This is a genomic window from Flavobacterium aurantiibacter (assembly GCF_002251775.1).
GTDB classification, from domain to species: Bacteria; Bacteroidota; Bacteroidia; order Flavobacteriales; family Flavobacteriaceae; genus Flavobacterium; species Flavobacterium aurantiibacter.
Genome location: NZ_NOXX01000228.1, coordinates 65,487 through 84,766, shown reverse-complemented (window position 1 = coordinate 84,766; position 19,280 = coordinate 65,487). Strand labels below are relative to the sequence as shown.

Annotated in this window: 15 protein-coding genes and 1 tRNA gene; 9 read left to right on the top strand and 7 right to left on the bottom strand. The window is 40.9% G+C overall.

The window, feature by feature from the left end; all coding sequences use genetic code 11:
* Positions 1-333 precede the first annotated feature (333 nt).
* A tRNA-Gly gene (locus CHX27_RS15205) sits at positions 334-406 on the bottom strand.
* A 97-nt stretch (positions 407-503) separates the two neighbouring features.
* Between CHX27_RS15205 and CHX27_RS15200 the strand changes: the two genes are divergently transcribed.
* The 6 genes from CHX27_RS15200 to CHX27_RS15175 all read left to right on the top strand — a co-directional run bounded on the left by CHX27_RS15200 (position 504) and on the right by CHX27_RS15175 (position 10,443).
* Positions 504-974: a GNAT family N-acetyltransferase gene (locus CHX27_RS15200; protein ID WP_094487582.1), complete on the top strand. Its 471-nt coding sequence runs from the start codon at positions 504-506 to the stop codon at positions 972-974.
* Between the two features lie 190 nt (positions 975-1,164).
* Positions 1,165-3,564: a DUF5916 domain-containing protein gene (locus CHX27_RS15195; protein ID WP_317048287.1), complete on the top strand. Its 2,400-nt coding sequence runs from the start codon at positions 1,165-1,167 to the stop codon at positions 3,562-3,564.
* A 77-nt stretch (positions 3,565-3,641) separates the two neighbouring features.
* The gene (gpmI, locus tag CHX27_RS15190) at positions 3,642-5,159 is read left to right on the top strand and encodes a 2,3-bisphosphoglycerate-independent phosphoglycerate mutase (protein ID WP_094487580.1); all 1,518 of its coding nucleotides are present in this window, start codon (positions 3,642-3,644) and stop codon (positions 5,157-5,159) included.
* A 2-nt stretch (positions 5,160-5,161) separates the two neighbouring features.
* Positions 5,162-8,716: a T9SS type B sorting domain-containing protein gene (locus tag CHX27_RS15185; RefSeq protein ID WP_094487579.1), complete on the top strand. Its 3,555-nt coding sequence runs from the start codon at positions 5,162-5,164 to the stop codon at positions 8,714-8,716.
* A gap of 126 nt (positions 8,717-8,842) precedes the next feature.
* Positions 8,843-9,667, top strand: coding sequence for a type I methionyl aminopeptidase (gene map, locus CHX27_RS15180; RefSeq protein ID WP_094487578.1), 825 nt, complete (start codon positions 8,843-8,845; stop codon positions 9,665-9,667).
* Positions 9,664-10,443, top strand: coding sequence for a class I SAM-dependent methyltransferase (locus CHX27_RS15175; protein ID WP_094487577.1), 780 nt, complete (start codon positions 9,664-9,666; stop codon positions 10,441-10,443). The genes map and CHX27_RS15175 overlap by 4 nt, the downstream gene beginning before the upstream one ends.
* A gap of 172 nt (positions 10,444-10,615) precedes the next feature.
* Here the strand turns inward: CHX27_RS15175 and CHX27_RS15170 are convergent, their stop codons facing one another.
* Genes CHX27_RS15170 through CHX27_RS15160 form a run of 3 tightly spaced genes read right to left on the bottom strand, consistent with a single transcriptional unit; the run spans position 10,616 to position 14,332 of the window.
* The gene (locus CHX27_RS15170) at positions 10,616-13,339 is read right to left on the bottom strand and encodes a peptidase associated/transthyretin-like domain-containing protein (protein ID WP_133063495.1); all 2,724 of its coding nucleotides are present in this window, start codon (positions 13,337-13,339) and stop codon (positions 10,616-10,618) included.
* The gene (locus CHX27_RS15165) at positions 13,275-14,012 is read right to left on the bottom strand and encodes a GLPGLI family protein (protein WP_094487575.1); all 738 of its coding nucleotides are present in this window, start codon (positions 14,010-14,012) and stop codon (positions 13,275-13,277) included. Before CHX27_RS15165 ends, CHX27_RS15170 begins: the two co-directional genes overlap by 65 nt.
* Before the next feature lie 17 nt (positions 14,013-14,029).
* The gene (locus tag CHX27_RS15160; RefSeq protein ID WP_094487574.1) at positions 14,030-14,332 is read right to left on the bottom strand and encodes a hypothetical protein; all 303 of its coding nucleotides are present in this window, start codon (positions 14,330-14,332) and stop codon (positions 14,030-14,032) included.
* A 112-nt stretch (positions 14,333-14,444) separates the two neighbouring features.
* Between CHX27_RS15160 and CHX27_RS15155 the strand changes: the two genes are divergently transcribed.
* Together CHX27_RS15155 and CHX27_RS15145 are read left to right on the top strand one after the other, a co-directional pair.
* A complete protein-coding gene (locus tag CHX27_RS15155) occupies positions 14,445-14,798 on the top strand; it encodes a helix-turn-helix domain-containing protein (RefSeq protein ID WP_094487573.1) in 354 nt (117 codons plus the stop codon).
* Positions 14,799-15,467: 669 nt separating this feature from the next.
* Positions 15,468-15,938 carry a hypothetical protein gene (locus CHX27_RS15145; protein WP_094487571.1) on the top strand — a complete coding sequence of 157 codons (471 nt, stop codon included), beginning with the start codon at positions 15,468-15,470 and terminating at the stop codon, positions 15,936-15,938.
* 13 nt (positions 15,939-15,951) lie between these two features.
* Here the strand turns inward: CHX27_RS15145 and CHX27_RS15140 are convergent, their stop codons facing one another.
* The 3 genes from CHX27_RS15140 to CHX27_RS15130 are packed head-to-tail and all read right to left on the bottom strand — an operon-like array spanning position 15,952 to position 18,250.
* The gene (locus CHX27_RS15140; RefSeq protein ID WP_094487567.1) at positions 15,952-16,989 is read right to left on the bottom strand and encodes a hypothetical protein; all 1,038 of its coding nucleotides are present in this window, start codon (positions 16,987-16,989) and stop codon (positions 15,952-15,954) included.
* Positions 16,990-17,007: 18 nt separating this feature from the next.
* Positions 17,008-17,703, bottom strand: coding sequence for a hypothetical protein (locus CHX27_RS15135; RefSeq protein ID WP_094487566.1), 696 nt, complete (start codon positions 17,701-17,703; stop codon positions 17,008-17,010).
* Complete coding sequence (locus tag CHX27_RS15130) at positions 17,690-18,250, bottom strand: RNA polymerase sigma factor (RefSeq protein ID WP_094487565.1); 561 nt, start codon at positions 18,248-18,250, stop codon at positions 17,690-17,692. Before CHX27_RS15130 ends, CHX27_RS15135 begins: the two co-directional genes overlap by 14 nt.
* 191 nt (positions 18,251-18,441) lie before the next feature.
* Here CHX27_RS15130 and CHX27_RS15125 point away from each other — a divergent pair, with 191 nt between their 5' ends.
* Positions 18,442-19,248: a patatin-like phospholipase family protein gene (locus tag CHX27_RS15125; protein WP_094487564.1), complete on the top strand. Its 807-nt coding sequence runs from the start codon at positions 18,442-18,444 to the stop codon at positions 19,246-19,248.
* Positions 19,249-19,280: the final 32 nt, after the last annotated feature.

The following is a 19,280-nucleotide window of genomic DNA, read 5'->3' as shown; positions in this document are numbered from 1 at the left end:
GCCCCGTAAAGCGAAATTACAATTTGTTTGAAATTACCGTTACGGATTTTCCGTAAATTTTCTGCTGTTTTGAATTGATTTTTCGAGCACTTTTTCGGAGCACGATTTTGCAGTAGGGGGTGAAGCAGAAAGCGTTTTGAAAAAAGTGCCTGCTTTTGTTGGTTTGTGCGAGCGACTGTAAGAAGCTTGCAGAAGCCTTACAAAAGTGGCAAACTTTTGAGAAACCTTGCCGTGGAAAACCCGACGGCGGCTGCCTTAACTTCCACTGGACGTGCCGCCGGACTGCCCAAAAAAAAGGGCATAAAAAAACCCTTCAGAATCTGAAGGGTTTAGAGCGGAAGACGAGGCTCGAACTCGCGACAACCAGCTTGGAAGGCTGGAGCTCTACCAACTGAGCTACTTCCGCTTGCGGGTGCAAATATAAAAACATTAAAAGTCTTAAAGCAAGTGTTTTTTGAAAAAAAATTACATTTGTGGAACTAGCCTTGCCTAATTCTCGTGTAATGAGTTTTTTAACAAACAACAATTTGCAGTTTAAAATTGTTACAGCGCCTGAGTTGTACGCTGTTCGGCAACCCGTATTGCGCCCACATTTAAAACCGGAAGATTGTGGTTTTGAAGGTGATACCGACCCCGATGCGCTGCATTTTGCTGCCTTTAATGATGATCGAATGGTTGGCGTACTAACTGCATTACATCGAACGCATGTGCATTTTGGGGATGAGGCTGCCATACAATTTCGAGGAATGGCAGTTTTAGCAGATTTTCAGGGTCGTAAAATTGGTGGTGCCCTTTTGCGTTGGGCAGAAACCGTTTTGGTGCAGCAAGGTGCACGCCGATTTTGGTTGAATGCACGCATAAAAGCAGTTCCTTTTTACGAAACGGCAAATTACCGTGGCAACGGTACATACTTCGATATTCCCGGAATAGGCCCGCATCAAACCCTGTTCAAAACTATAGATAAACCTCTGTAGTAGGTACGCAAACGGAATTGACTTTTCGTTTCATTTTGCAGGATAATTCTGATTATTTTGTAGAATTTTATCGTTTTCTGCATTTTTCATCGTTAAAGTGTAAAAAACAAGTGGTTTTAACAGCGGGTAAACCAATCCAATTATTTACATTTGCTCGATTTTGTTGTAAATGTTGAATTTCCCTAGGCTTTTGACGGTATTCTTTTTGTGCTTTTTCGCTGGATTTGCTCAGCAGAAGAGTATCGATGCGGTGCGAACGAATGCGCGAATTACCGTTGACGGAAAACTGGATGAAGAGGCTTGGAGAACAGCGCCTGTTGCAACAGATTTTGTTATGTTTGCCCCAGATAATGGCAAAGCAATAGCAGCTGAAAAGCGCACCGAAGTACGTTTTTTGTACGATAATGAAGCGGTTTATATTGCCGGCACGTTAAAAGATGATCCGAAGCTTATTTTAAAAGAAATCACCCAGCGTGATGTGGTAGGTACTGCCGATATTTTTGGCGTGTTTTTGAACGGATTTAACGACGGCCAACAAGATTTCCAGTTTTTTGTAACCGCATCGGGAGTGCAGCTCGATCGGCTCGCTACCGAAGACGGCGAGGTAAATGTTTCAAACTTTAGTCAAGATATGTCGTGGGACGCCATTTGGGATAGTGCCACGGAGCTTACTGAATCGGGATGGACAGTGGAAATGAAAATTCCTTACGCTGCCTTGCGCTTTTCGAAAGAACAGGTTCAAAATTGGGGATTGAACTTTTACAGAGAAATTCGTCGCGACCGACAAGTGTACACCTGGAATTTTGTTGATGCTAAAATTGCAACGACACGAAATCAGAACGGTTTGCTGAAGGGAATACAAGATGTGAAAACAACTACCCGTTTGTTTTTCATTCCTTATTCTTCCTATTATTACGAAGATACGCCGGGTGGTATTGCTAATACGGTTAAAGCAGGTATGGATATCAAATACGGCATTAACGACGCGTTTACATTGGATGCTATTTTGGTTCCAGATTTCGGACAAACACGCTTCGACAATATTATCTTAAACCTAACGCCGTTTGAGCAGCAGTTTGCCGAAAACCGTCCTTTCTTTACAGAAGGAACCGACTTGTTTTCAAAGGCGAATTTGCTTTATACACGCAGGATTGGCGGTCCAGCACGATTTCGGCCACGAGATTTCGATCCGACTGTCGAGTCGCTTACCGATGAACCAGCAGCAGTTGATCTTTTAAATGCGTTAAAAATATCCGGAAGAACTAAAGGCGGTTTGGGCATTGGAGTTTTAAATGCCATTACCGAAGAAACGTACGGGACATTTACCAACAACGAAACAGGAGCCACAAGGCGTGCCATTATAGAGCCGTTGACCAACTATAATGTTTTTGTTGTCGACCAACGATTTAACAACAACTCTTCGGTAACCTACACCAATACGTCGGTTTTGCGCAATGGCTTTTACCGCGATGCTACAGTTAGTGCTTTAAACTTTGATTTATATACGAAAGACAACTCGTACAATCTTTTTGGCGATTTTAAATACAGCAGCATTTTCGGAGATACTTACGTAGACGGATTTAAAACGAGTTTGAATTTTGAGAAAACTTCGGGCAAGTGGCGGTATTCTTTATTTGGTAAATATCTGTCGGATAACTACGAGATAAACGACTTGGGAATTTTGTTCCAGACGAATTATCATAACGCATATGTCGATTGGAGTTACCGTATTTTAAACCCTACAGGCTGGTTCAATAGTTTTAGTGTTGCGTTTAGAAATTCCGTAGAATTTCAAAACAATACTGGACGAGTACAAGACTATTACCACAACGTAAGTATTTCGGCGACTTCACGTGCGAACGATTTTTATTCTTTTGAGGCGCAGTATAATCCGTTGACATCTTATGACTTTTACATGCCACAGGTAGAAAACCGATTTAATTACGTGCCTGGTTCGTACATTTTGAATGCCTATTATTCTAGCAATTACAACCGAACGTTTGCCTTAGATGCGCGATTGAATTATCGCAAATACTTTGAATACAACCGTATCGATTACGTGTATTCTGTGTCGCCTCGTATACGTGTGAACGATCGCTGTTTACTAATTGCAGGTACCTCGTATGTCCGAAGCATCAACGATTTGGGGTCCATTGGTTTTGTTGATGACGCGGGCAGTATTTACTACACACGCCGAACTGTTAAAACTATAACTACAGATTTAACAGGTCGTTATGCGTTGAACAATCGAATGACTTTTAATCTAACGGCACGTCACTACTGGTTAACTTCGCGCAACAAAGCAAATTTTACCTTGCGCGACGACGGTTTTCTTAATGCAGCTGATTTTATTGAAGGAATAGACGACAACTTTGGAGCTTTTAACCTCGACTTGTCCTACACTTGGTGGTTTGCACCCGCAAGCCAAGTCACGGTTCTTTATCGCAATAGTGCCCAAGATTACCGAAACGATTTATCGCAAAATTACGGTCGCAGTTTCCAAAACTTGTTTGCTGAAAACATGGCAAATATTTTTTCGATTAGTTTCCGCTACTACATCGACTACAACCGCGCTAAAAATTGGTTCTAACAATTCTTTACTTTTTTAACGTTTAACATTTTAGTTGCATTATTCGGCTAACTTTGCGGTTCTTTAATGAATAAACTATGAATAAGCGAGTTATTTTGATGATTTTAGATGGATGGGGGAAGTCGCCGGACCCAAAAGTTTCGGCAGTCGACAACGCCCAAACGCCTTTTATCGATAACTTATATAAAAATTATCCAAGTGCAGAACTTCGTACCGACGGCTTACATGTTGGTTTGCCAGAAAGTCAAATGGGCAACAGCGAAGTGGGGCATATGAATCTAGGCGCGGGCCGCATCATTTATCAGGATTTAGCAAAAATTAATCTAGCGGTTGCAAACGGTACGATTAAGCAAGAAAAACCACTACTTGAAGCCTTTTCTTATGCGAAGGCAAACAATAAAAAAGTACATTTTCTCGGTCTTGTTTCCGACGGTGGCGTGCATTCACATACGTCGCACTTGCGCGGATTGGTTGAAGCTGCCGAATCGTTTGGACTTGAAAATACCTTTGTTCACGCGTTTACCGATGGTCGTGATGTTGATCCAAAATCAGGTATTACGTACATTTCTCAATTGCAAGAGTTCCTACAAGGAAAGCATTGCCGTTTAGCAAGCGTTGTGGGTCGGTACTACGCAATGGATCGCGATAAGCGTTGGGAACGTGTAAAGTTGGCTTACGATTTATTGGTAAATGGTATAGGGAAACCGACTACAGATGTTTTGTCGGACATTCAATCTTCGTATGCTGCCGATGTTACAGACGAATTTATATTGCCGCATGTATTGATAAACCACGATCAAAAACCCGTGGCAACAATTGAACCTGGCGATGTTGTGGTGTTTTTCAATTTCAGAACCGATCGCGGACGCCAATTAACCGAAGCACTGTCGCAGCAGGATTTCCACGAACAAAATATGCACAAACTGGATTTGTACTATTTGACGATGACGAATTACGACGACAGTTACTCGAATGTTCATGTGATTTACGATAAAGATAATATTACGATGACGTTGGGAGAAGTGCTTCAAAATGCAGGAAAGACACAAATCAGAATTGCAGAAACCGAGAAATATCCACACGTTACCTTTTTCTTTTCGGGCGGGCGCGAAGAACCATTTGTCGGAGAAAAACGTATTCTTAAGAATTCTCCAAAAGTAGCTACATACGATTTAAAGCCAGAAATGAGTGCGTTTGAGTTAGCCGGCGCGCTGGTTCCGGAGATTCGAGCTAAATCGGCCGATTTTATTTGCTTAAATTTTGCCAACGGCGATATGGTAGGGCATACCGGCGTTTTTGAAGCTGCTGTTAAGGCGTGCGAAGCGGTTGATAAATGTGTGGAACAAGTTGTTACCGCTGCCTTAGCAAATGGATACACTACGCTACTTATTGCCGATCATGGCAACTGCGAAACGATGATAAATCCAGACGGTTCGCCAAATACAGCACACACTACAAATCCGGTTCCAATAATTGCCATAGATCCAGATATCAAAACCATCAAGAATGGAATTTTAGGAGATATTGCTCCAACCATTCTAAAATTGATGAATGTCGCGCAACCAGAGGTCATGACATGTAATCCTTTAGTTTAAGTATGAGAAGTTTTTGTTGTTTGTTAGCCTTTTTTATTTGTAGCCTTTCTTTTTCGCAAGAAGGAGCAGGCTCTTGTGCGCAGTTGCAAGCAGATCCTGAGTTGTACCAATCGTGTGCCACCTCGATTCCATTTGCAAATTCAACGCAAAACAATAGTGGTGAGGCCTTTCAAACAACATGTATTCCAACAGAATTTGCAGGGCCAACTTGGTTCTTCATTTTAATTAATCAGTCAGGATCAATTGTTTTACAAGTGTCCCAAGTTTCAAACAATGGAAATGCTGCTGATGTGGATTTTGTGCTTTGGGGACCATTTAGTTCGCTTACTGGTATTTGTCCACAATTAACGCCCGCAAATGAGGTAGATTGTAGTTATTCTGCCTCTGCGGTTGAAACAGTCGTTTTCCCAAATGCCGTTAGTGGTGAGTATTACATATTAGTAGTCGATAATTTTGCTAATGTTCCGGGGCAAATTTCTATCGCTCAAACGGGTGGTTCCGGAAGTTCCGATTGTAGCTTCCTCTCTTCTGTCGAAATTGCCGACATCAACGATCAGGAAATAACCGATTTAAATTACTGTAACCCAGAAACGGTTAACCTCTATGCAAAAGTTGAAACCTCGGACTTTGACGGTTTACCACAGGACTTAAGATTCAACTTTCGGTGGTACAAAGATGATGTACTTATCACTGAAACATTGGCTTCTCCTTCATCGGAAAGTTCCATTACTGCAAGCTCCTCAGGAGTGTATCGTATAGATTTAACAGCGTACGACAGCACCGATCCAACAATTAATCAAAACAATTTACCCATCAGTTCGGACGAAATTACCTTGACTTTTCGAGATGCTCCTCAAGTACAACTTTCTTCCTCTGCTACATGTCTAAGCGACGCGCCAATAATCACACTCCAAGATGTAACGCCAAATCCGGCTCCGCTAACAATCCGATGGTTCAATGGTGCGACACAAATTGCTGGCGCAAACGGAAATTCATTCACACCAACAACACCTGGGCAATATACTGCAAGAGTGAGCAACGATTCTTGTCCGGAAGTGATTTCAAATGTAGTAATGATATACGATACGCCAATTATCAACCCGATTCCGACACAAACTATCTGCGAATCGGCAACAGCAACCTTAACCGCAAACGTAACCAATTTGGCCAATCTAACTAATGTCAGTTATCAATGGTTTAAAGATGGAGTCGCTATTGCTGGAGCTACAAATCCAAATTTAAGCGTAAACAGCGGTATTCAACCTCCCGGTACAACAGCTACTTATGAGGTCCGAGTAACAGAGAATGCAATTTGTCAATCAACTGCACAAACCACTGTTACGTTAAATCTGCTACCTGTTTTAGCAGCCAATACGCCCCTCGAGCAGTGCGACTATATTGTTCCTTCCACAGATGGAATTGCTGTTACAAATCTTACAGAAGCTGCCGCCGCCGTTAGTCAAGGAAATTCGCAAATTGTACTCAGATATTTTCGGGATGCCACATTAACCGACGAAATAACTACGCCAGAAACGTTTACAAATACAACACCTTTCAATCAAACAATCTACGTAATCGGAAGTATTCCTACGCAAAATCCAGTTTGCCCGTCCAATGTGGGAACGATTAGTTTGCAGGTTAATCCTACAACTATTGATGCATATCCTGCGATGGTTGCGATTTGTCCGGAGATTAATCAAAACTACGGACTGGCAGATTTTGAGCAACGCCGGCAGTTTATTAAAAACACCTATTTCCCAACGTTTAATGTAGACATTGCTTTTTATGCTTCGGCTTCCGATGCTTCGGTGGAAGCGAACCCGCTGGATAACTCGAGTCAAATCCCCGTCGGGTTAAACCAAATTTTTGCTCGTATCGAAACCGGGAACAATTGCCAAGGGATTGCAACGTTTAACTTGCTGGTAAATACGCCGCCACAACAGGGTAGCATCGCAAATGTCACGAAATGCAACAACGATGTTTTCGTTCTTTCTTCAAAAGATGCAGAGATTTTGGCCTTTCAAACCCAAAATGTAGTTATCAATTATTATCCTTCTTTTGCTGCCGCAGAAGCAAATGGCCCCACGTTAAATAAAAATTCAAACCTAAGTTTACCCATAGGCACAACAACTGTCTTTGCTGGAATTCGGACGCAAACAAACCAGTGTTTGGCAATTATTCCGTTTCAAATCGACAATTTTAATCATCCTATTTTAGTTGCGCCAGATCCGATTGGCGTCTGTGGAAGTACTACGGCAAGCTTCGATTTGACCATCCGGAATAACCAAATAACAGGCGGTAATCCGAATTTAATTGTCACGTATTTTGCGAGTCAGGCCGATTTTAACGCCAACGTTCCCATCACCGATCCGACCGCGTTTGTTACTAGTTCAACAACTGTAATTGCACTCGTAAACGATACCGCAAATAACAATTGTCCGTCGCAAACCACACTGGAATTAAATGTAAATCTAAATCCCGGAGCAACCCAAAATCCGGAGCCGTTATACATTTGCGACGATAGCGGATATGCCGATTTTAATCTGACCGAACGCCTCTCAGCGGTCTTAGCTTCAACTCCAAACAACGAGGCGATTGTTCGTTATTACATCAATCAAGATGATGCGCTTGCAGGAAACGAAGAATTTATAGCCACGCCCGAAGCTTTCCGAAATACCATTCAAAACACACAAACTATATACGTTCGTGTAACTAGCACCGTTAATTCGGATACCGAAAACAATATTCCTTGTTTTACCGTTTTAGAACTTCCGTTAATTGTACAGGCGTATCCGCAAAATCAACTAAACAGCTATCCGTATAAAATTTGTGTCACCGAAACAGGAACTGTTACTCGTGAGGCTTTTATCGATACAGATTTGGCAGCTGCCGATCACTTGTTTCAATGGTATCGCGGATTCGATGCCAATCCAGCAAATTTAATTTTAGGCGCAAACGGCCCAACTTTTTTAACGGACGAAGCTGGCGAATACTCTGTACGAGCAACCAACATTACCACGCCGCCTTTGTGTAGTTCTGTTTTCAATTTTACTGCGCGTGAAACTCTTATTCCGACCTCGGTAAGCGTAACCCCAGAAGTTTTAGTTGCTTTTGAAATCGATAATACGGTTACTGCGCTCGCAGCTCCGCAATCGAACGATTACGAATACATGCTCGGTAATTACGGCTGGCAGGATAGCCCGACTTTCGAAAACGTGCGCGAAGGTCTTTACACACTAACCGTTCGCAATAAATTTGGTTGTGGCGAAGTTTTTACCAGTCTTGCCGTCGTCGATTATAAGAAGTACTTTACACCAAATGGCGATGGCGTTAACGACGTTTGGAACTTGCAAGGTCGCACCGGATTGCGTTTCAATAACATATTCATCTTTGATCGAAACGGAAAACTAATTCGCGAACTTTCAGAAAACCAAACCGGTTGGGACGGTACCTATAACGGCGCGCCATTACCTGCCGACGACTATTGGTTTAAAGCAGAATATGCCACACAAAATACCCGAGGTACATTCAGCGGGCATTTTACCTTGAAGCGTTAAGCTTGAATCAACTTTTTCCAGCTCTATAAAACGTTTTCACCCTGCGCAATCGCTACAACAGGCCGAAATCCTGCCACCCTATTTGCTGAACCTAGTTATTGCGTACTTTTGCAAAAATTTTTTTAAATGATAATTCCGAAAACAGCCGAGGAAATTGAGCTTATGCGTAAAAGCGCCTTATTGGTAAGCAAAACCTTAGGCATGATAGCTGCCGAAATAAAACCTGGCGTTACCACACTGCAACTTGATAAAATGGCCGAAACCTTTATTCGCGATCATCATGCTGTGCCTGGTTTCTTAGGTTTGTACGGCTGTCCTTCGACATTATTAACCAGTGTTAACGAACAAGTAGTACACGGTTTGCCAACGAATAGACCTATTCAAGAAGGCGACATTGTTTCGGTAGATTGCGGCGTTTTAATGAACGAATTCTACGGCGATCACGCTTACACATTTGCCATTGGCGACGTGGCTCCCGAAACCTTACAGCTACTCGAAGTAACTAAAAAGTCGCTGTATATTGGTATCGAAGCGTTTCGTGCAGGAAACCGCGTTGGCGATGTGGGAGCAGCCATTCAAAACTACACCGAATCGTTTGGTTACGGTGTTGTGCGCGATTTAGTCGGACACGGCCTCGGACGAAAAATGCACGAAGAGCCAGAAATGCCAAACTTCGGCAAACGCGGCAAAGGAAAAATGTTTCAGGAAGGCATGGTTGTAGCCATCGAACCCATGATAAATATGCGCAGTCGAAACGTAAAGTACCTGAAAGACGGCTGGACAATAGTTACCGCCGACGGTAAGCCGAGCGCACATTTCGAACACAACATTGCCTTGGTTAATGGGAAACCGGAGTTGCTATCGACATTTGCGTATATCTACAAAGCACTAGGCATCGAATCCGACGAAGAGGCGCCATTCCGCACACAGCCACTGGTTCTGGAAGCATGAAAAAACTCTTCAAATTTTTGCTCAACGCAGTTCCGCGACCGCTCTTAATTCGATTGAGCTACGTAGCGCGTCCCGTTTTGGCGTGGTGGTTGCAAGGACCAGGTTTTACAGACCCAATCGACGGAAAGCAGTTTAAGAAATTCTTACCATACGGATACGGAAATCAACGTGATAATGTGTTGGCCCCCGGCACCTTATCGCTCGAAAGACACCGCTTGCTGTGGTTGTATTTGCAAAGACAAACAAATTTCTTCACCAACACACAACGGCAAAAGTTGCTGCATTTTGCGCCGGAGCAAGCCTTTTATAAACGATTTAGAAAGCAAGCTAATTTGGCGTATTTAACTACCGATTTGCTGTCGCCGCTTGCCGATGTTAAAGCAGATATTTGCAAGCTTCCTTTTGAGAACGACGCTTTCGACATCATTTTTTGTAACCACGTGTTGGAGCACATTCCCGACGATACAAAAGCAATGTCGGAGCTTTTCCGCGTACTTAAACCCGGCGGCTGGGGCATTTTCCAGATTCCGCAAGATTTGAACCGAGGCGTAACGTTTACCGACGACAGCATAACCGATCCGCGGCAACGTGCCCAAATCTTTGGTCAGTACGACCACGTTCGAATTTACGGCCGTGATTATTTTGACAAACTGCGCAAAGCCGGTTTCGAAGTTCAGGAAGTAGCAGCGAGTAGCTTCCTATCCGACTATGAAATTGTACTTTACGCCCTTCAAAAAACCGAGATAATTCCGGTTTGTATTAAGCCCAAGCTTTGATTTTCTGAATATTAAGTTGAATTGGTTTCAGTGCGGATAAAGAGCGAGATAATTTAACAGCTGCACCTAATTTTTTCCGCAGAGTTGCTTCATAAAAACAAGCTTTCCCATTTGCCAACCGTCAGGGAGAATCTAAAATTGCACAATTACGTTTGTGCATGCTTAACGCGCTCTAAAAACTAAAATACACTTTAGCTAGTATATATCTTTCTATGAGTCGGTAGGAAGCCGTGGTTATGGAAAAATCGCTTGCGAAGATAGAACGGAATGAAGTTTGATTAAGCAGATTGTTTGCATAAAGCGCGTATTTTAATCTACTGTTTTTTGATGTCCATTCTATTTCTAAATCCCAAAAGTAATACTCCGACTGATAGCTTAAATTTGGTATGATATAATTGAAACTACTTTTAGCCCGTAGTAAAGATTTATAATTATAGTTCAGCGTAGTTTTATTTTCAAAAAATTGAAAAGAATTTGTTTTTAGGCTTTCAACATAAATCGTACTGGTTAAATAGTTCGTTTTATTTTCAAACTGCAGTTCGGTAGTTATTTTTGGTGTAATTGAAAGAATTAAGTTCAGATTACGGCTTTCGATGTTTCTCAGATTGGATTCATTTACAATGTTTTGGTCGAATCCAATGCTGTATGAACCGTAAAATTTAAAGTAAGTGCGAACCGGGTAAACAAACTGTTCAGCGTTTAAGTCAAATCTGTAAGCAAGTCGAGAGGTTGGAAGGAAGAAAAAGGTGCTAACAGTGTTATCGGCTAGTACAGTATTCCGCGCGAAATAGTTGTTTTTCCTTTTTTCGTGAGAAGCGCGAAGTAATATTCTTCTAAATTTTAATAAGTTGTTATAATCAAATTCTGATTTATATGTATGAATTTGAATAAATTGAAAATTTGGTTCGTTGCTAACGAAATTGCGAAATCCTGTTAAAACTATTCCTTCGAATAAGTTATTTTCCAAGGGCGGCAGGGCTTCGTACTTGTAAGCAACTAAAAGCGTGGAGTATGTATTGATGTTCTTTAAAAATCTCACAGAAGGAGCCATAATAAGTTGCGATTCACTTCGGTGATTTTGTCTAATATAATCTTTTAAATCAAAAAGGTAATAACTAGTGGTAAGCGCCACACCAAAAGCATAGTTGTTCTCTATTTTTTTGGTTAATGATGTGTAAAAGGTTGGGAGTTTGTACGTATAATTAAAGTCGTTTTGTAAACTTGTGTTTTCAATGGTCTCAAGATTCGCATTTTTTTGAGTGAGATTAGTTGCAAGTAAATTCCGCTCATGGGTGTAATCTGAAGACAGTCGCAGTTTGTAAGATCCAAATCTTCTAAAGTAGTCTGCGCTCACTTTAAAAACTTCTTTTTCAAACTCACTGGTTTGGTTGTTTTCAACAATAAATGTTCCTGGTTGATCTTGTATGATATCGAATCCGGGGGTAAGCGTAAAATTCTGTGGCGACTTTCCCTTTGTGTAGATGCCAAAAATTTTGAATGCGCTCAAACTATCAATTCTTTTACTTAGATTAAAAATCTGCTTGTTGAAAAAACTGTTACTTCGTACGTTGTTTAACCGTTGTTCGTTGTTGTTTAAAGTACTGCTGTTAAAATTTACTTGGTCGTAGTTCGTTTTTGAGGCAAAATCCCAAATTAAATTTTTGCTGGGCTTGTTTTCAAGATAGAAATTGAGGTTGTAGAGGGTTGGTCTATTGGAAAGCTGTTCCTTATTTTCTACGATGAGTTTTTCGTTGTTTAAGTTATACTCTGTGGTCGAGCTATTAAAGCGTTTTAAATGATCGTCGTAGTATCCTGCATTAATCTTGACAACCGTTTTGTTCGAGATTTTTGTCAAGAAATTTGCGTTGGTATATTGGTTGCTGTTGAAATTATGATATTTAGCTTCTAATTGCGAATAGTAATTACCCTCGCTAATTAACTTTTTCGGGCGAAACTGATTTTCATCAATCATTTCGACTGATGTTATAGCCGATTTGAACTCATACGGGCTCGCATTACTTCCTATGTTATTAACACTCGCAACAATAAATCCTTTGTTTTTACTGCTAACGAGCAGGCCCGTGGCAGAACCTATATACCGTTCATGTAATCCAACACCTAAGTTTGCGTTGCCTGAAAAGTCGGTTTTCCCTTTAATCAACTTCAAGTTTATGGCTACGTCTTCAGACTCTTGCAGGTCTTTGAGTATCGGATTTTCGGAAAAATTATCAATAGCTTGAACCTTTTCAACCATGTTTACATCAATGTTTCTGCTTCCAATGGAATATTGTGTGTCAAAGAGGTCGTCTCCGTCAAGAAGGAGCTTTTTTATGGGTTTCCCTTTAAATAAAATCTTTCCGGATTCTTGAACTTCAATACCCGGTAATTTTTTTAATAAATCTTCTATTACACGCTCGCTCCCGTCTCTAAACGCCGACGGATTGTAGTTCGTTGTATCATTTTTAATAAAAACAGATTTTTTAGTTTTAAGAACTACTTCACGGAGCTCCTGACTCTTTTCTTTGAGCACAAGGTTTTTAATGATCGCTTTTCTCTCGGTGTCTGGTTTAAGAGTAAAAATTTCTGATTCTTTCAAAAATCCAACTGCCTGAATTGTTATCGAATCGTTTAATGCTTCAAGTTCAATTTTGTAGTTGCCGTTGTGGTCGGTGGTTGCAAATTTGTAAACTAAATTTGGCTCAGCCTTCTTTTTTACAACAATCATAACGTGAGAAACCGTTCCAGAATGATCCGAAACGGTTCCTTCGATGCTCTGTGCACTGCTGTAAAAATTCATTAACAGTGCAAATGCAAAAATCTTGAAGCTGAGCTTACTGTACAATGACTTCAATAAATCTTTTAGGTATCGTTGTTTTTCCTCTAAAACCAGTTTCATCCATTGTCATGGGTACTGCGTCGAACTTCTTAAACTCTTTTTGGTACACTTTTTCGTATTCTTCCCAATTCATTAGTTTATCGTGCTGCATAGCAAGAAACGGATTTACGACAATTTCATCGGTATTTATTATACCTGTTGATGTTATACTTACAACGCCATCGTCCGAGCGCACCTCCAAAACTAGTCCGGGTAAGCCATCGAATTTAAACGGACCATTACTCACAGGGATTTCCGAAGTAAAAAAAACTTTGTAATTCCGACCTCGAAATGTGCCAATCGCACTTTGACAATTATAACCTAAAATAACTTTTTTTTCATTACTAATATTCCATGCGACACTGTAACTACTATCTATGACTAACCCCCTTGAAAATTGCCGATAAGAATGAACGTGTTTTTTGTTTAAATCCTTAAACAAAAACATATCTCTTTTTTTGGAAGAAGGTGTAGACCATAAATCTCCAGTTGTAGTTTGAAAAATAGTGTCTAATCGTGTGGAATAATAAATGCTGATTCCATCATTTATGACCAGCTCATTTTCAGAATACTCGACGAATGTGCTTTCAGGGTCTAAAACAATTGTTTTATACTTTGCACAAAATTTCTGAGAAAAACTCATCGTTGAGAATAAAGATAAAAAGTAAATAAAAGCCACTTTCGTATTAATCATCTTCGTACGTTATCAAATTAAACTCTTTCCAAAAGAGCACTAACAGCCTTTTTATCGGCAGCTTTTTGAGCTTCTTCGCAGGCAATCGGCATAGTTTCGTCTACTGATCGTCCGTTGTTTACACATGCCTCTTCAACCCTAGTAACAGAAGTTTCATTGCCCTTGCCGTCGGAGAGCGTAGCAGTTGCAGATTTAGTGCAGCAAGCATAATCTTTTGGCGATGGCAATTCCCCTGAATTTTTAATCTCTTCCATTGGTAAATTTCCTGTAGCGTTAGCAAATCCTGTTGCGAATAACGCAATAAATAAAAATTTTTTCATAAAAATAATTTAATTAAATTATATGCAAAATATTTTACATTACAAATATTATAAAGTTAAGTTTGTTTTTCTATTCGAAAAGAAATTAATACTAACGAAAAACAGATAATCTGTGGACTTGGGATTGAAGATTTTAAAGTTACGAAATTCAAGAAAACTATCTCAACCAGAGTTGAGTAACAAGTTAGGAATTAGCCAATCCGCACTGTCAGAAATTGAAAGCGGAAAAACAAAGAAGATAGATTTTAAATTAATAGAAAAAATTTGCGAAGAGCTACACGTTAATTTTGAATATTTTACTAGTGATAAGGTTTATTCTACAGTTGAAAATAAAAGTAAAATTTGTAAAGTGATAATTAATCAAGAAGATACATGTTCCAAGCATGTAGAAATTTTACTAAATATTTTGAATCGACTTGATCGTATTGAAAGGAAATTAAATGACTTTGGTATAAAAAAGCAGTAAACTGCGCAAAGCCGGTTTCGAAGTGCGAGAAATGGCTGCAACCGATTTTCTCAGTGCCGCAGAGATTTCAGCCTATGCTCTGCAGGCCAACGAAATCATTCCATTTTGTTTAAAGCCGCACACCATTTAGGATTCCATTTTTTTATTTTTTGGGCGGCATTTCGCGCTGTTCGTTGCAATAAAATCGCACGTCGGGCGGTTCCAGCTGCTTTTTGCTCAGCTTCCGTTGGTCGCTGTTCAAAAAACGCCCTCACACNTATGCTCTGCAGGCCAACGAAATCATTCCATTTTGTTTAAAGCCGCACACCATTTAGGATTCCATTTTTTTATTTTTTGGGCGGCATTTCGCGCTGTTCGTTGCAATAAAATCGCACGTCGGGCGGTTCCAGCTGCTTTTTGCTCAGCTTCCGTTGGTCGCTGTTCAAAAAACGCCCTCACACGCCGCCGTTACGCTTTTATTTTCACTGCCATCACGGCCGCGCGGAACGTAATCAAAAAATGTTAATTTATTAAAAGTTAGTTTCGTGAGCGTGTAGAAATGCCATTTATATAGTTGTATTTCAATTTTTTAAATTTGGTAATATTGCAATATTACGTTTGTTAAAACTCGCGACTTTTTCCAGCTTTTTTTAGGGTAACGTTTTGTGGGTAACGATTGCTGCGGCCCGGATGGCAGCAAAAAGCCTTGCCAAGTGCGGCGCGTGCAAAAGTAAAAAGCGCCCTCACAAGCCGCCGTTACGCTTTTATTTTCACTGCCATCACGGCCGCGCGGAACGTAATCAAAAAATGTTAATTTATGAAAAGTTAGTTTCGAAAACGTGTATAAATGCCGTTTATGTAATTGTTTTTCAATTTTTTAATCTTGGTAATATTGCAATATTACGGTTGTTAAAATTCGCGGCTTCTTCTCGACTATTTTTTTGGAAAACGACATGCGGGAAACGATTGCTGCGGCCCGGATGGCAGCAAAAAGCCTTGCCAAGTGCGGCGCGTGCAAAAGCAAAAAACGCAGAGCGACTAGCAGAAGCTACTGCGGTTTTACCTTTTGCCGTGTTGCGGTGGCAAGCTTGGAGCGAACAGCCGGAACAGCCGCCCATAAAAAAAGCACTTGCTAAAAAACAAGTGCCTTTTCAAAACTAACTAACCCAAAATTTTAATTCATATCGAAGCGAATTCCCATGGAAATGTTGCGCTGATCGACAGCATTGTTCTGAAACAACGGATTTAAATCGTACTTGGCATACAAACTTATTTCGCCGTAGCCAATGTACGCGCTGAGTCCGTAGATGAAGTTATTGGTATTCCAATCGCCTTTAGTAACCACTTTTGACTCGTAGCCGTCGGTGTCGAATTTTTGAACCAGCTTAGAGCGTACGTTCAAACCGGTATAACCTCCTAAACCAAGCCGGAAAGAGTTGTGCGAATTAAAAATCTTTTTCCCGTCTTTTTCTTGAGTTCTTGAGAAGTCTAATTCAAAATGCACCGGAAGCACCAAGTTTACGTTTCTAAAGCGCGCATCCTGCTGTTGTACTGGGTTAACTACTAGGTCGGTTGTTTCTCCGTTGTCTACAAAGTAGCGGTTATCCGTTGGTCGCAAGTCGTTGTATTGCAAAGACAAACCGTATTTTAGGTGAAACAGCTGCGAGCTTTTATCCAAGCGTGTGTTGTAGGTAAATCCCCATTCGTAGAAACGTGATTTGTACACGCGAAAATCGGAGTTGGCAATAGAGCCATTGGTAACCACATTGTTGAGTCCGATGGCAAATACAAATTGAGTGGTGGTGCGCAGTTCGCCGTTTTTATTTCTCAAGCTCTTGCTGCTTAATTGAAACTTGTAATTTTTTGTTTTGGTCGAATCGCTTTTAGCGAATTCTGTTTTTCCATCGATTTTGTTCTGTATTAAGCTGTTGCGCTCCTGATCGATTTCGGCGAGTTTCTCGTCTAAACGTGCTGCACTTTCGGTAGCAAGCTGTTTTTTCTTGGTTTCGGCTTCGGCTTCGGTAATGGTTCCGAATGTCAGTTGGTTGTTAACAGCTTCAAGCTGATTAGCGAGTTGCGCTTTTTCGTCGGTTATGGCTTTTTCCATTTTCAACGACAGGTCATTCAGTCTGGAGGTAAAGTCGCTTTGTGCGTAAACTTTGCAAAGTATAGACGCGAGAAATAAGGCCAAGTACAAAGTAATTGATTTCATGGTAGTGTGTATTGATGATTATTTTAGTGTGTTTCGGTTTTGGACAACGACTTTTACTTCGTTGAATCGTTTGGCAACTGCGGCCAACATCTGGTTTTGGTACTGTCGTTCGGTTTCTTGAGAAGCGGCTTGCAGCAAGGCATCGGGATTGGTTTTAAAACGTGTGCGCTTTTTGATTTTTTCAGACAGTGCGGCTACTTGAGCTTCGTCGGAAACGCTTGGAGCTACTTGCTCAATGGCATTTTGTTCGTTTTGCAACTGATTTTCGAAGGTTGCACTGCCGTTTGCATTTGGCGTAGATGTTTGCAGCGGTACAGCAGCCACTGCCTTTGATTGTTGATTGATTGATTTGATTTTTGGATTGATTGATGAATTGAAACTCGGTTTTTGCTGTATGTTTTGATTTACGGTGTCGCTGCTTGCTGTGTCGTCAGAAACGCCAGCTGCTGGTTTTGCTGTTTCAGAAGAAACAACTTGTTTTTCGGGCAAGGCTACATCGACTATTTCTTCCGATTGAAACAGGTAAAAGCTGAATAGTCCGATAAAAACAGCCACTGCAGCAGCAATATTCCAGTACGGAAAAATTTTGCGAACGGGCTTGCTTTCGTTTGCAGTAAGCATGGCGTTTAAGCGATCCCAAGATTCGGGACGAGGCGAGATTTCTCGATTCTCGAGCGCTTTTTTTATTTGATCTTCTAGTTTATGCGGTTTCATGATTGCTCATCTTTCTTTTAATAATTTGTTCTTGTAGCAAACGTCGTGCGTGCGACAATTGCGATTTTGAGGTTCCTTCGCTGATGTCGAGCAGCTTGGCAATCTCGTGGTGTTTGTATCCTTCGATTACATACAAGTTGAAAACCATTCGATAACCGTCGGGCAAGGCGTCGATTAATTCCTGAATTTCATTCACCGTGAACTCGTGCTGTTGTTCTTCCGACCATGAACTTTCACTACTTAAATCGTCTATAAAAACAGCCTTTTTCTGAACACGTAAGTAAGAAATTGCTTCGTTAATCGTAATCCGTCGTATCCAGCCTTCAAAATTTCCGACACCTGAATATTGCGGCAGGTTTTCGAATACTTTAAGAAAGGCGCAAATCATTACATCTTCGGCTTGGTGAACGTCTTTGATGTATTGGCGGCAAACGCCCAACATTTTCGGAGCGAAGCGGCTGTAAATTTCCTGCTGCGCGTGTCGGTTGCGGTTGCGTGCCAATTCAATGACTTGCTCAAGTTCGTTCCGTAATTTGATTACCTTCACGTTTAATCTTGCTTATATTTTAAAAGACGATTTTCGATCAGAAATGGTTGTATCAGCGATCAAAAAAAGTTGATTTTTTTCAGATACTTTTTGCAACAATCTAAAAATCAAAATTTTGCAAATAATGATTTTTTTACTGAAACAGCAGTCTCTTACAAAAATTAGGCTAATTTCGTTTAATTCTTAGTCGTATGACACCATTAGCTGAATTTTCAAGTGCGGTAGGTTATGTGTTTTCCGGAGGCGGAAGCAAAGGTTTGGCACATGCCGGTGCTTTAAAGTTTTTGGAAGAAGTAGAAGTGTTTCCGTCGGAAATTGCGTGCAGCAGCGCGGGTAGTATTGTAGCTTCGCTGTATGCTTGGGGAAAAACTCCGGAGGAAATTCTCAGTTTTTTTCAGTCGGTTGATTTTTTTTACTGGCGTCATTTTACTTTTCGAAAAGCGGGTTTGATGGATTCTGAGGCTTTTGCCAGTTATTTGGATGCCATTTTTGGAGAAGCTACGATTGGCGATTTAAAAATTCCGATTCACATTACTGCAACGGATATGATTCGGGGAAAGCTCACGGTTTTTTCAGCCAAAACCCGAATTAAAGATGCCGTGGTGGCGTCGGCGGCCTTTCCGGGAATTATTTCTCCACATGTCATTAACGGCAAAGTGTATAGCGATGGCGGGATTTTAAATCATTTCCCAGCAGATATTTTACAAGGTCGTTGCGATTATTTAATCGGCATGTACGTGAGTCCGTTACAAGCTATCGAAGCCAAAGATTTGCGCACTATTAAACACGTAACCGCGCGGGCATTTGATTTGCTTAGCGCGAATACCAACAACCAAAAGTTTAATATTTGCGATTGGGTGATTACGCCTGATGATTTATCGGCTTATTCTACTTTCGAGACTAAAACGTACCGGATGCGTCAGATTTTTGATATTGGTTATCAAGCGGCGCGCGATGCCTATTTTCAGAAGTTTATTCATCCTGCATTTGAGCGATAAGCTTCTTCGCTGATTACGGAATTCCGCTATAT